Below are 14,120 nucleotides of genomic sequence, written 5' to 3' on the forward strand. Positions count from 1 at the left end.
CATAATCTGTTTGCCAATTAATTTGGGGCTAACTCCGTGATATTTTCAATGAGCTTACTGCGTAGCGCTTCTTGTTCTTCATCACTGAGTCTGCCGCCTGACTCTCCGGTTAAAATAAACAAATCTTCTGCTCGTTCACCAATGGTGGTGATTTTTGCTCCATGAAGGTTGATTTTTAACTCTGCAAAAGTGGCACCAACTTGTGCGAGTAGCCCTGGTGTATCGAGTGCGACAAACTCCATTAATGTTCGTTTTTTGCTTTTCGTCGGAAGGAAATCGACGCCTGTTTTGACTTTAAAGTGCTGCAAATTACGAGGGGTACGACGAGTCTTTATCTTTGTTGGGCGGCCATCTTGTAATACGTGAGTGATGTGCTTAATCACAGCCTTGTGCCTGCTTTCTTCGATGGCTTCTCCGTACTGATCTAATACCATGAATGTGTCCAACACATGGCCATCTTTACTGACCATGACTTGAGCATCGTGTACGTTGAAGTTACGTCTATCAAGCTCCGCCACAACGGTAGCGAAAAGGGCGGGCTGATCTTTTGAGTAAACAAACACTTCAGTACCGCCACGTGTGGCCTTCTTGCTTATTAGTACCAGCGGTTTGCTAGGATCCTCTTGGCGGAGAAGATGTTCACAATGCCAGGCTATTTGTTTGTGGGTGTGGCGCAAGAAGTAATCCGCTTTAAATCTCTGCCACAGCACTTCTATCTCACGAGCACTAAAGCCTTCTTTACGCAGCTGCGCGGAAGCCATTTGTTGGTTGTGACGGATTCTGTCCCGCACATCAACAGGGTTCTCTAGCCCCCGACGTAATGCGCGTTGAGTAGAGTGAAATAACTCAGCTAAGAGTGTGCGTTTCCAACTATTCCATAGTTCAGGATTCGTCGCGCAGATATCGGCAACGGTTAAGCAAACAAGGAATTCTAAGTATTCTTCATCGCGAACTTTTTTGGCAAACTCGGCAATGACATCAGGGTCATAAATATCCCTTCTTTGCGCAGTCACTGACATAAGAAGGTGGTTTTTCACTAACCAAGAGACGAGTTTCGCTTCAGGTTTAGATAACCCATGTTCCATACAGAAAGCGTAGGCTTCGACAGCTCCAATCTCTGAATGATCGCCGCCTCGGCCTTTCCCTATATCATGGAAAATAGCCGCAAGGATGAGCAGCTCTTTTTTCTGGATCCTCGGATAGACCTCACAACAGATTGGGTGCTTATCGTGATTTGCCGCATAGCTGAAGCGGTTGATGTGTTTTAGTAAGCGAATACTATGTTCATCGACGGTATACACATGGAAGAGGTCGAACTGCATTTGACCTACAATTTGGCTCCACTGCGGTAAATAGGCGGCTAAAACGCCTAGTTTGTGCATCAAGCTAAATGCTTTGTGCAGCGCATTAGGGTGGCGAACCAAATCCATGAATTTCTCTCGAGCTTCAGGAATGGTATGCAGAAATTTATTCAAACGCCTTCTGGCGGTTCGCAGTTGGCGGAGCGTCGGTGGGCTTACGCCTTCTATGCTGGAATCATTGGCGATATGGATAAACATGTCGAGAATGGTTTCTGGACGCGCTTGGAATAAAGCAGGCTTTCGGGCTTCGATTAGCGCGCCTCTGCGTTGAAAATCACTGTCTATGATTTGTGCTTCTAAAGTTTCCCCACCATTGATAATCGCCTGATCAAAGAGTTTGAGGAGCATTTTATTGAGTTCGGCGACGCGGCGCAGTGTCCGATAAAACTCTTTCATCATCATTTCGACGCCTCGATTGCCTTCCCCTGTGTAGCCCAGGTGTTCGGCAACCTGAGCTTGATGAGCAAAGGTAAGGCGATTATCGTAGCGTCTTAACTCAATATGCAAAGCAAAGCGAACCCGCCATAGAAAATCTTGGCACTCAACTAATTCACGGTACTCGGCATCAGTAAGAAAACCGTATTTACTCATTTCAAGTAAAGAAGTCGCACCAAAATGGCGGCGAGCTACCCAACTAAGAGTATGAATATCTCGTAGGCCACCAGGAGTTGATTTAATATCAGGCTCTAAGTTGTAGGTCGTGTCATGATAGCGAGCGTGACGATCTTTTTGTTCTTGGATTTTAGCTCGGTAGAAGACTTCGCTCGGCCAGAAAGAGTCGGCGTGAATGGCTAATTTGAGTGCTTGGAAAGTATCTTCACTGCCACACAATAGACGAGATTCTTGAAGGTTGGTTGCAACGGTTAAGTCATCGCTTCCAATTTCTATACACTGCTCGATGGTTCGCACCGCGTGGCCAACTTCTAGCTTAAGATCCCAAAGCAATGTAATAAACTCACTGACTTTTTCACCTAAAGCTGGTGGTAGTGTTTTTTTGGAAACAACTAGGATATCGATGTCTGAAAGCGGGTGGAGCTCTCCTCGGCCATAACCGCCTACCGCAACTAAGCTGATGTTTGGTCGGTCGTGGAATCCATAAAAACGCCACAAACGATTTAAGAGTAAATCCATGTACTCAGAGCGCGTTAATACTAAATCAGTGACAGGATGATGATTCAAAAACTCGTTTTTTTGATGATGTGTAAAAGCCTCCAATTGTTGTTTAAGTTCTGAGATTTCAATCTGTTCATCTGAAAACATTAGAGGAGATTGGTACGACATAGTCTGCTATCCATGCAAGCAAAGTGAATAGAGCTAACTTACCAGAATATCAGCAGATAAAAAATGCCCTCGTCGAGGCGAGGGCATTTTCATTAAAAAGATGAACAAATTAGTTGTTCATTAGGCGTGGGATTGACTCATCGCTACGTAATGTAAGAACTTCACAACCCTTTTCGGTTACGAGTAATGTGTGTTCCCATTGCGCCGAGTTCTTGCTGTCGCCAGTGTAAACTGTCCAGTTATCTTCATCATCAAGACGACAACCGAACTTACCTGCGTTAATCATTGGTTCAATGGTAAAACACATACCAGCTTTAAGAACTGTACGATCACTGTTTTTGTAGTGAACGACTTGAGGGTCCTCATGGAACTCTGCACCGATTCCGTGCCCGCAGTAATCTTTAACAATAGAGAACTTAGCACGAGGGTTATTTTTGTTGTTTGTCTTGATGTACTTCTCGATAGTCGTACCGATCTCACCAAGTTGAACACCCGGTTTAACCTTCTTCATTGCCGCGTATAAACTTTCTTGTGCGACAAGGCATAGGCGACGATCGGCTGGAGACACTTCACCGATTAAGAACATTTTAGACGTATCACCGTGATAGCCATCTTTAATCACCGTAATATCGATATTAACAATGTCACCATCTTTTAAAACTGCCGGGCGAGAGATAGCGCCAAATTGCTCATCTTGCTGGCTTGGTATACCGTGACAAACAACATGGTTGATTGAAGTACAGATCGACTTAGGAAAACCATGGTAGTTAAGAGGAGCAGGAATAGCGCCTTGCTCTTCAGTAATGTACTTGTGACAAATCTGATCTAACTCTTCGGTCGTCACGCCTGCTTTTACATGCGGGGCAATCATCTCTAGTACATCGGCAGCAAGTTTGCCGGCAATGCGCATTTTTTCGATTTCTTCAGCGTTTTTAATTTTTACGGACATCGACTTTCTCTATTGATTCGGTTGCACGGAAGATGTGCATATGGCGGGTATTTTAGCAGTGCAGCTCATAAGCGCAAGCGTACCTTAACCTTAGCTTTAGGGAGGCTAATGAAGAGTTTATAAAAATCACACTATCACGGAAGAAAAAGATGAGGTCCCCAAGTGTTGCAATCGAGTTCTCTCTTTTGTCCAAAAGTGAATTTTTTCTAGCCACAGATGACCAAAATATGGTATAAAGCGCGCCGGACTCAAGGACTGTTCTCTCCGTATGGCGAAGCAGGGTTTTAGTCTAAACTTAATTATCTTTAAATCACACACATTCCGACACATGTTCCGGGGTGCCTCAACAGTAAAACTATCTGTGCTTTAACAGGTAGATGTTAGGGGTCGGATTCATGGGGGATGTGGAGGCCTAACCCCATAGAGGATTTTAAAATGGCAACTGTATCAATGCGCGATATGCTAAAAGCTGGTGTTCACTTCGGTCACCAAACTCGTTACTGGAACCCAAAAATGAAGCCATTCATCTTTGGTGCTCGTAACAAGGTTCATATCATCAACCTAGAAAAAACTGTACCAATGTTCAACGACGCTCTAGCTGAAATCGCTAAAGTTGGCGAGAAGAAAGGTAAAGTTCTTTTTGTTGGTACTAAGCGCGCTGCATCTGAAGCTGTTAAAGAAGCTGCTGTAAACAGCAACCAATTCTACGTTAACAACCGCTGGTTAGGCGGTATGCTAACGAACTACAAAACTGTTCGTCAGTCTATCAAGCGTCTGAAAGATCTTGAAGCGCAAGCTCAAGACGGTACTTTCGACAAGCTAACTAAGAAAGAAGCTCTAATGCGTACTCGCGAAATGGAGAAGCTAGAGAAATCTCTTGGTGGTATCAAGAACATGGGCGGCCTACCAGACGCTCTATTCGTAATCGATGCTGATCACGAACACATCGCAGTTAAAGAAGCTAACAACCTAGGTATCCCAGTTTACGCTGTAGTTGATACTAACTCTAACCCAGACGGCGTTGACTTCGTTATCCCAGGTAACGATGACGCAATCCGTGCAGTACAGCTTTACCTAAACGCTGCTGCAGACGCGGTTAAAGAAGGTCGTAACAAAGACGTTGCTGCTGTAGTTGCTGAAAAAGATGGTTTTGTAGAAGCTGAATAATAGCGACTCTGAATCACACTTAGTTTTCGTGAAACGTAGTTTAAACATAAACTAAGTTATAGTTAGCATCAGGGGCCCAAATTGGCCCCTGATTTTTACCTTATTTCGAATCAACCGAGGAATAGAGAATGGCAACTGTAACTGCTGCTCTAGTTAAAGAACTTCGCGAGCGCACTGGCGCTGGCATGATGGAATGTAAGAAAGCGCTTGTAGAAGCAAACGCTGACATCGAACTAGCAATTGAAAATATGCGTAAATCTGGCGCAGCGAAAGCAGCTAAAAAAGCTGGTAACGTTGCTGCTGAAGGCGCAATCATCATCAAAGAAGAGAACGGCGTTGCTGCTCTTCTTGAAGTTAACTGCCAAACTGACTTCGTAGCTAAAGATGCTAGCTTCACTGCTTTCGCAGAAGAAGTTGCAGCTGCTGCAGTAGCTTCTCAAGCTACAGCTGAAGAACTACAAGCTCAGTTCGAAGACACTCGCGTTGCTCTAGTTGCAAAAATCGGCGAAAACATCAACATCCGTCGCGTACAGTACGTTAAAGGCGCTGCACTAGCTTCTTACCGTCACGGCGAGAAAATCGGTGTTGTTGTTGCTGGTGAAGGCGAAGCTGAAACTCTTAAGCACGTTGCAATGCACGTTGCTGCATCTCGTCCTGAGTTCGTTAACCCAGAAGACGTACCTGCAGACGTAGTTGAGAAAGAAAAAGCTGTTCAAGTTGAAATCGCTATGAACGAAGGCAAGCCTGCTGAGATCGCAGAGAAGATGGTTGTTGGCCGTATGAAGAAATTCACGGGCGAAATCTCTCTAACTGGTCAAGCTTTCATCATGGAACCTAAGAAATCTGTTGGCGAAATCCTTAAAGAAAAAGGCGCTTCAGTATCTAACTTCGTACGTCTAGAAGTTGGTGAAGGTATCGAGAAAGCTGCAGAAATGAGCTTCGCAGACGAAGTTGCAGCGGTACAAAAAGGTTAATCCTTAGCGTATTGTGTGAAAAAAGACCGTGGCCTATGCTGCGGTCTTTTTATGACTGAAGTACTAGTTTTTGATGAATGACTTTCTAAGTATTCATGACTTTGTGCAAAAGCCACCAGTTAATAGTTATGAATGAAAATTACCTGTATGAGTTTTCATTCATGACTGTTAATCATCAACTCTTTTTTTGGAAGGTAAACTCCATGACTACAAACCCTAAACCAGCGTATCAACGTATCCTGTTAAAACTTAGCGGTGAAGCTCTACAAGGCGAAGAAGGTTTTGGTATTGACCCAACGATCCTTGATCGTATGGCTCAGGAAGTAAAAGAATTGGTAGAACTTGGCGTTCAAGTCGGTGTTGTTATCGGTGGTGGTAACCTGTTCCGTGGTGCTGGTCTTGCTGAAGCGGGTATGAACCGTGTTGTTGGTGATCATATGGGTATGCTTGCAACGGTAATGAATGGCCTTGCAATGCGTGACGCGCTACACCGTGCTTATGTAAACGCACGTGTGATGTCTGCAATCCCTCTTAAAGGTGTATGTGACGATTACAACTGGGCAGATGCAATCAGCCAACTACGTCAAGGTCGCGTTGTGATCTTCTCTGCTGGTACTGGTAACCCATTCTTCACTACAGATTCTGCTGCTTGTCTACGCGGTATTGAAATTGAAGCTGACGTAGTTCTAAAAGCGACAAAAGTAGATGGTGTATTTACTGCTGACCCAGTGGCAAACCCAGACGCAGAGCTGTATGATACTTTGTCTTACAACACAGTTCTTGAGAAAGAGCTTAAAGTAATGGACTTGGCTGCATTTACGCTAGCACGTGATCACAAAATGCCAATCCGTGTATTTAACATGAATAAACCAGGCGCATTACGTCGCGTGGTTATGGGTGAAACTGAAGGTACATTAATCAGCGACGCTGACTAATTTTTCGGGCTTGCTAGAGTGACATACTTTAGTAGGCTTATCCTTATCACTCCAAATAAAAAGCTTTCTTGAAGAAAGAACATAATCAAGGTGAAATTGTGATTAACGAAATCAAAAAAGACGCTCAAGAGCGCATGGACAAAAGTGTTGATGCACTACGTAACAACCTGCAAAAAATTCGTACAGGTCGTGCACACCCAAGCCTACTTTCTGGTATCTCAGTAGAGTACTACGGTGCACCAACACCTCTAACGCAGGTTGCTAACGTTATTGCTGAAGACGCACGTACTCTAGCGATTACAGTGTTTGATAAAACATTGGCACCTCTTGTTGAAAAAGCAATCATGACTTCAGACCTAGGCTTAAACCCTATGTCAGCAGGTACGGTTATCCGCGTTCCACTTCCACCGCTAACGGAAGAACGTCGTAAAGATCTAGTTAAAATCGTACGTGGTGAAGCTGAAGGCGGCCGTGTTGCTATCCGTAACATCCGTCGTGACGCGAATGGCGATCTAAAAGCACTGCTTAAAGACAAAGAAATTTCTGAAGATGAAGATCGTAAAGCTCAAGACGAAATTCAGAAACTGACTGATGCTGCGGTTAAAAACGTAGATGAAGTTCTAGCTGCAAAAGAAAAAGAGTTAATGGAAGTATAATTCCGTCACACTCTTAAGCTTGGAAAACGCTGTACTCACAGTTCAGCGTTTTTTTATGCTACTCTGTCCCATCGTTAGAATCTAATTACCCCTTTTATGCATACTTCTCAAGCTTTCACAGATTCCCTTCCAAAACATATTGCTATCATCATGGACGGCAATGGTCGCTGGGCAAAGGCTCAAGGAAAACCAAGAGTTTTTGGCCATAAAAATGGCGTTCAAGCTGTTCGAAAAACCATTTCTTCTGCTGCCAAATTAGGTATCAAAGCGGTTACGTTATTCGCTTTTAGTAGTGAAAATTGGCGTCGACCAGAAGAGGAAGTTGGTATTTTGATGGAGCTATTTATTACCGTTCTTTCGAGCGAGGTTAAAAAGCTACATAAAAATAATTTACGCTTACGAATCATTGGTGATACCAGTCGCTTTAACGACCGCCTCCAAAAGAAAATCAATGAAGCGGAAGCTCTCACTCAAAACAACACTGGCATGGTTGTGAATATTGCGGCTAATTATGGTGGTAAGTGGGATATTCAGCAGGCGATGAAAACAATCGCTTTGGAAGTTAAACAAGGCAGCCTGTCTGTTGATGATATTGATGAGCCATTGATCACTCAGCACTTAACGATGTCTGACATTCCAGAAGTCGACTTGCTGATCCGTACTAGTGGCGAATGCCGAATCAGTAATTTCATGCTTTGGCAATTGGCGTATGCTGAAATGTATTTTACCGAGCAATTCTGGCCAGATTTTGATGAAGACAGCTTAGTAGAAGCTGTAACTTGGTTTATCAATCGTGAAAGACGCTTTGGCTGTACTGGCGAACAAGTAAAAGCCCTGATGGAAACCCAATAAGGATTATTTAGTTTGAAACAGCGAATCATAACAGCGTTGATTTTGGCTCCTCTAGTTATTCTAGGTATTTTTGAATTATCCCTTCCTACGTTTATTTTGGCTCTTGCAGTGATTACTTTGCTAGGCTTTTGGGAATGGACACAGTTTGTTGAAAGTAAGTCTCGCTATTTAGCGTTAATCCCAACGGTTGCGATAAGTGCGGCGAGTTTCGTTTTTATTCCATTTGATGCGTTTAGCTTAAATAATCTTTCTGATATACATTTTGTCATGTTGGGTGTTGGTTTTGTATGGTGGTTAATTGCGAGTGCTCTTGCGGTGACTTACCCTAAATCGATGCCGAGCTGGAAAAATTCCACGCTCCTTCGTCATAGCTTTGGTATTTTGACTCTATTGCCATTCTTTTGGAGTGTAGTCATTTTAAGAGCAAATGGTTTGGATGTAGATCCTTATCATGGTGCTAAGCTTGTGATGTTTGTTTGTTTATTAGTTTGGGCAGCAGATAGCGGTGCATACTTTTCTGGCAAAAGCTTTGGAAAGAGAAAGATGGCGCCGGAAGTTAGCCCGAATAAGACGATTGAAGGCTTGATTGGCGGTATCATTACTGCGGTGATTGTGGCTTGGGTTTTTGCCGATTTATTTGAGATCCAGTTCTCAAGCCCTATTCAAATGATAGTGATTACATTAGTAACCGTTGTGATCAGTGTTCTTGGTGATCTAGTAGAGAGTATGTTCAAGCGAGTCTCTGGCATCAAAGACAGCAGTAATTTGATTCCGGGGCATGGTGGTATATTAGACCGTATTGATAGTCTCACTGCCGCATTTCCTGTCTTTGCGCTGCTTTATTTAGCATTCTAATTAATAGGGCAGGTATCTGCCCTATTTCTATTTATCCATGGTCATTATGTGATGCGAAAATTAACTATTCTTGGTGCAACTGGTTCTATCGGTGCAAGCACGCTCAAAGTTGTTGATCAAAATCCCAGTCAATTCTCTATTGTTGCGCTTGCAGCGGGAACGAATGTCGAAAAAATGCTTTCTTTGGTTAAAACATATCAACCAAAGTACGCGGTTATGGATTGCGAACATGCTGCGGATCAGTTGAAAGAAGCCTTAAATGAGCAATCACTAGAGGTGATAGTTCTTTCTGGCTCTCAAGGGATGTGTCACGTCTCATCTTGTGAAGAAGTTGATACTGTCATGGCCGCCATTGTAGGTGCCGCAGGTCTTGTTCCGACGATGGCGGCAGTCCAAGCAGGTAAGCGAGTGCTGTTAGCCAATAAAGAAGCACTTGTGATGTCGGGGCAGTTATTCATTGATGCTGTGAAAAAATACGGCGCGGAATTATTACCAGTAGACAGTGAACATAATGCTATTTTTCAATGTCTATCTTCAGAGGTTCAACAAAACCTTGGTTCATGTGATCTAGAAGCCAGTGGAATTGATCATATTTTATTAACAGGCTCTGGTGGCCCTTTTCGATACATGGACGTTGCTGAATTAAACTCGGTGACTCCAGCACAAGCGGTTGCTCACCCGAATTGGTCTATGGGGCCTAAAATTTCAGTAGATTCAGCCACTATGATGAATAAAGGGCTTGAGTACATTGAGGCAAAGTGGCTGTTTAATGCTTCACGTGAACAATTAAAAGTCATTATTCACCCGCAGTCTGTTATCCACTCTATGGTGCAATATCGTGATGGTTCTGTATTAGCGCAGATGGGCGAACCCGATATGGCGACGCCAATAGCATTGACCATGTCTTATCCTGAACGTGTAAACGCTGGAGTAAAGGCTTTGGACTTTACTAAGGTCGGGGAATTAACGTTCCTTGAGCCTGATTTCGCGCGTTACCCATGTTTAAAACTGGCGATTGATGCTTGTTATATCGGTCAACATGCCACTACAGCTTTAAATGCAGCAAATGAAGTAGCGGTAGCGTCTTTTTTAGATCATAAGCTTAAATTTACAGATATTGCTGTGGTCAATGAAAAAGTCATGCTTAAAGTATGTGAAGAACACAGTGACGGTGTGCTTGATAGCTTGGAAAGCTTGCTCGAGCTAGATAAAATAGCCCGCAATTTAGCAAATGAAATAATTAGAGAGCGTTTGATATGACAGGGGTTTTATGGAACTTTGTAGCGTTTATTGTCGCTCTTGGTGTATTGGTTGCCGTCCATGAATTTGGTCATTTTTGGGTAGCTCGCCGGTGCGGTGTAAAAGTTGAAAAGTTTTCCATAGGGTTCGGTAAATCCTTGTGGAACAAGATCGGTAAAGATGGAACCGAATACAGCATCGCTGCGATTCCACTTGGCGGTTATGTAAAAATGCTGGATGGGCGAATCGATGATGTCCCTGAGGATCAACAGCAATATGCGTTTGATAAAAAGCCACTTTGGAAACGTACGTCTATCGTAGCGGCTGGGCCTGCATTTAATTTTATTTTTGCAGTAGTGGCCTATTGGCTTGTTTTTGTGATCGGTGTTCCTGCTGTCAAGCCTGTTGTAGGGGAAGTGACTCCTTATTCAATTGCTGCTGAAGCCGGAATTGAAACTGGGATGGAACTTAAATCTGTTTCAGGAATCAAAACCGCAGATTGGGAATCAGTTAATATGGGGCTGATTTCGAATATTGGTGGAGATTCAATGACGATCACCGTGTCGTCATCAGATAACATCGGAATCGAACAGCAATTACAGTTGAATATCAGTGACTGGAAATTTAACCCTGAAGTAGAGTCTGCGATGACCTCTCTTGGTTTTACGCCATTCACTCCAGAAGTTTCCACCACCTTGGTTAATATTGTTGAGGGTGGCGCAGGTCACAAAGCTGGTTTTGAAGCAAACGATCAAATTGTAGAGTTTGACGGTACTTCGATTGATAAATGGGAGCAGGTTGTTGAAGGCATTCGTGCGAATCCTAATACGCCTATCGAAGTAAAAGTATCTCGTTTAGGCCAAACGGTTAGCCTTACATTGACTCCAGATAGTCGTAAGTTAAGTGATGGGCAAATCATTGGCTTTGCTGGGATTGCACCTGAAGTCGCAGAATGGCCGGAAAACTATCGCTTCGACCTTCAATTTGGTGTAATTGAATCAGTTGGTAAAGCCATTGATAAAACTGGTCAAATTATTAGTTTAACGGCGAGCATGATTAAAAAACTAATCGTCGGCGATGTTGGGCTGAATAATTTGAGTGGACCGATTTCGATTGCTAAGGGCGCAGGAGCAACTGCCGATTACGGCTTAGTTTACTTCTTAAGTTTTATGGCTCTTATCAGTGTGAATTTAGGTATTATCAACCTAGTACCGTTACCAATGTTAGATGGTGGTCATTTACTATTTTTCGCTATTGAAGCCATCACTCGCAAACCCGTACCAGAAAAGGTGCAAGAAGTTGGATATAAAGTGGGTGGTGCAGTTATTTTCTCTTTAATGGCTCTAGCAATATTTAACGATTTTACTCGTCTGTGAATGGTTTATCACAGGGTCTAGTAGTAGCAAGGAATAATTAGAATAAGTATGGCGATTAAGCAAATTCTATTCGCAAGTCTCTTAGCCACTAGTGTGGCAGCGAATGGTGCACAGAACTTCGTAGTTCAAGATATCAAAATTGAAGGTTTACAGCGTGTAGCACTGGGTGCTGCATTGCTAAAAATGCCGGTTCGTATTGGTGATGAAGTGAGTCAGCAAGACGTAGCTGAAATCATTCGCGCTCTTTATGCTTCAGGAAACTTTGAAGATGTAAAAGTACTGCGCGATGACGGCGTTTTGGTCATTCAAGTCAAAGAACGCCCAACGATTGCGAGTATTTCTTTTTCTGGGAATAAAGCAATTAAAGAAGAGCAACTCCAACAAAACTTGGAAGCTTCTGGTATCCGCGAAGGTGAAGCTTTAGACCGCACGACATTAAGCAATATCGAAAAAGGCCTTGAGGACTTTTATTATAGTGTAGGTAAATATAACGCTACAGTTAAAGCTGTCGTCACGCCGCTTCCTCGAAACCGTTCTGATTTGAAGTTTGTTTTCACAGAAGGCGTATCTGCAAAGATTCAACAAATTAATTTCATTGGTAATGAAGTTTTCTCTGATGAAGAGCTATTAGGCCGTTTTAACTTAAATGTTGACGTAGCATGGTGGAACTTCTTAGCCGATGAAAAATACCAGAAGCAGGTATTAGCCGGAGATATTGAAGGGCTGAAGTCTTACTATCTAGATCGTGGTTACCTAAAGTTCAAAGTAGACTCGACGCAAGTTGCGATCTCGCCGGATAAGAAAGGTGTATACATTACTCTTGGTCTTGATGAAGGTGAAGCGTACAAGGTTAAAGATGTCGTTTTCCGTGGCGAGCTAATTGGTCAAAAAGAGCAGTTTGAATCTATGGTACCTTTCGAGGAAGGCGATACCTATAACGGTTCACTCGTTACCAGTTTAGAAGAAAACGTTAAGCGTGTGTTGGGTGAATCTGGCTATGCTTACCCGCAGGTACGCACTATTCCTGAATTTAACGATGAGACCAAAGAAGTTTCTTTGGTTATTAACGTTGAAGCGGGCAATCGTATTTACGTTCGTGATATTCGTTTTACAGGTAACAACTCAACCAAAGACGAAGTCTTACGACGCGATATGCTTCAGATGGAAGGTAGTTGGTTGAGCTCTAAGTCTATTGAATTGAGTAAAAACCGATTAAATCGTTTAGGTTTTTTTGAAACTGTTGACGTTCAGACTGTGCGTGTACCAGGTAGTGAAGACCAAGTTGATTTGGTTTATAACGTTAAAGAAGCAAACTCTGGTAGCATCAACTTTGGTGTCGGCTACGGTACAGAGTCAGGTGTGAGTTTCCAAGTTGGTTTACAACAAGATAACTTTGCTGGTTCTGGTGATCGCGTTGGTATTAGCGCGATGATGAACGACTACCAAAAGAATATTTCTTTAGATTATCGTGATCCTTACTGGACTCTCGATGGTGTGAGCCTTGGTGGTAAGGTTTTCTACAATACGTTCGAAGCATCTGAAGCTGGTATTGTCGACTATACCAACGAAAGCTACGGTACTAGCTTAACGTGGGGTTTCCCGGTAGATGAATTGAATCGAATTGAGTTAGGTGTGGGTTACACCCATAACAAGATCTCGAATCTAGATTCATACGTTCAAATTGACCAGTTCTTATGTAGTTTGAATGAGTGTGGAACCGACACACTTGCTGTGAACGACTTTGATGTCAATATTTCGTGGACACGTAATAACTTAAACCGTGGTTTCTTCCCTACGGAAGGTAACCACCAACGTGCATTCTACAAAATGACGGTCCCTGGCTCTGATGTGAAATACTTCAAAGCGCAGTATGACGTAAGACATTACATTCCCCTGACGAAAAAGCGTGAATTCACACTATTGATGCGAGGTCGTTTAGGTTACGGTAATGGCTACGGTCAAACGGATGGCAACGATAACTTGTTCCCATTCTATGAAAACTATTATGCAGGTGGCTTTACAACGCTGCGTGGTTTTGGCTCTAACTCTGCGGGCCCTAAAGCCGTATACAGTGAAAACGTAGGTAACAACCCAACACACACCACGGCTACCGATGACTCCGTAGGTGGTAACGCGGTTGCTTTAGCGAGTGTTGAATTAATTGTACCAACGCCATTTGCATCTGATGAGGTTCGTAACCAAATTCGTACCAGTGTCTTCTTTGATATGGCAAGCGTTTGGGATACTGAATTCGTCTATCAAGATCCAAGTAACGTGACGTCTGGTGGAAACTATTACTACGACTATTCAGATCCAACGAACTACCGAGCTTCTTATGGTGCGGCACTTCAGTGGATGTCTCCAATGGGGCCTTTGGTTTTCTCAGTAGCAAAACCAACAAAAATTTACGATGGTGATGATGAAGAATTCTTTACATTCACTATTGGTAGAACCTTCTAAATTTAAAGGACAATA

11 protein-coding genes are annotated in these 14,120 nt (G+C 43.1%); 9 read left to right on the forward strand and 2 right to left on the reverse strand.

From position 1 onward, the window contains the following. Positions 1 to 17: 17 nt before the first annotated feature. Both glnD and map read right to left on the reverse strand, forming a co-directional pair. Positions 18 to 2,642: a bifunctional uridylyltransferase/uridylyl-removing protein GlnD gene (glnD, locus tag ACHUFI_RS08090; RefSeq protein ID WP_394247987.1), complete on the reverse strand. Its 2,625-nt coding sequence runs from the start codon at positions 2,640 to 2,642 to the stop codon at positions 18 to 20. Between the two features lie 109 nt (positions 2,643 to 2,751). Further along, positions 2,752 to 3,591: a type I methionyl aminopeptidase gene (gene map / locus ACHUFI_RS08095; protein ID WP_394247988.1), complete on the reverse strand. Its 840-nt coding sequence runs from the start codon at positions 3,589 to 3,591 to the stop codon at positions 2,752 to 2,754. Between the two features lie 435 nt (positions 3,592 to 4,026). Here map and rpsB point away from each other — a divergent pair, with 435 nt between their 5' ends. The 9 genes from rpsB (at position 4,027) to bamA (ending at position 14,105) form a co-directional block, all read left to right on the forward strand. Beyond that, positions 4,027 to 4,758: a 30S ribosomal protein S2 gene (gene rpsB, locus ACHUFI_RS08100; protein ID WP_394247990.1), complete on the forward strand. Its 732-nt coding sequence runs from the start codon at positions 4,027 to 4,029 to the stop codon at positions 4,756 to 4,758. Positions 4,759 to 4,886: 128 nt separating this feature from the next. Beyond that, positions 4,887 to 5,732 carry a translation elongation factor Ts gene (gene tsf, locus ACHUFI_RS08105; protein WP_394247992.1) on the forward strand — a complete coding sequence of 282 codons (846 nt, stop codon included), beginning with the start codon at positions 4,887 to 4,889 and terminating at the stop codon, positions 5,730 to 5,732. Positions 5,733 to 5,935: 203 nt separating this feature from the next. After that, positions 5,936 to 6,667 (forward strand): UMP kinase, encoded by a 732-nt coding sequence (pyrH, locus tag ACHUFI_RS08110; RefSeq protein ID WP_004738586.1) that lies wholly within the window; start codon positions 5,936 to 5,938, stop codon positions 6,665 to 6,667. Between the two features lie 98 nt (positions 6,668 to 6,765). Next, positions 6,766 to 7,323 carry a ribosome recycling factor gene (gene frr / locus ACHUFI_RS08115; RefSeq protein ID WP_394248094.1) on the forward strand — a complete coding sequence of 186 codons (558 nt, stop codon included), beginning with the start codon at positions 6,766 to 6,768 and terminating at the stop codon, positions 7,321 to 7,323. Between the two features lie 96 nt (positions 7,324 to 7,419). Then, a complete protein-coding gene (locus ACHUFI_RS08120) occupies positions 7,420 to 8,175 on the forward strand; it encodes an isoprenyl transferase (RefSeq protein ID WP_394247994.1) in 756 nt (251 codons plus the stop codon). A 12-nt stretch (positions 8,176 to 8,187) separates the two neighbouring features. Next, positions 8,188 to 9,030, forward strand: coding sequence for a phosphatidate cytidylyltransferase (locus tag ACHUFI_RS08125; protein WP_394247996.1), 843 nt, complete (start codon positions 8,188 to 8,190; stop codon positions 9,028 to 9,030). A 51-nt stretch (positions 9,031 to 9,081) separates the two neighbouring features. Beyond that, entirely contained in the window at positions 9,082 to 10,290 is a 1,209-nt protein-coding gene (ispC, locus tag ACHUFI_RS08130) for a 1-deoxy-D-xylulose-5-phosphate reductoisomerase (RefSeq protein WP_394247998.1), read from the forward strand. Further along, complete coding sequence (rseP, locus tag ACHUFI_RS08135) at positions 10,287 to 11,645, forward strand: sigma E protease regulator RseP (RefSeq protein ID WP_394247999.1); 1,359 nt, start codon at positions 10,287 to 10,289, stop codon at positions 11,643 to 11,645. The genes ispC and rseP overlap by 4 nt, the downstream gene beginning before the upstream one ends. A 48-nt stretch (positions 11,646 to 11,693) precedes the next feature. Next, positions 11,694 to 14,105: an outer membrane protein assembly factor BamA gene (gene bamA, locus ACHUFI_RS08140; protein ID WP_394248001.1), complete on the forward strand. Its 2,412-nt coding sequence runs from the start codon at positions 11,694 to 11,696 to the stop codon at positions 14,103 to 14,105. The last annotated feature ends 15 nt before the right edge of the window (positions 14,106 to 14,120 follow it).

Source organism: Vibrio profundi, from assembly GCF_043642225.1.
Classification (GTDB): Bacteria; Pseudomonadota; Gammaproteobacteria; order Enterobacterales; family Vibrionaceae; genus Vibrio; species Vibrio profundi_A.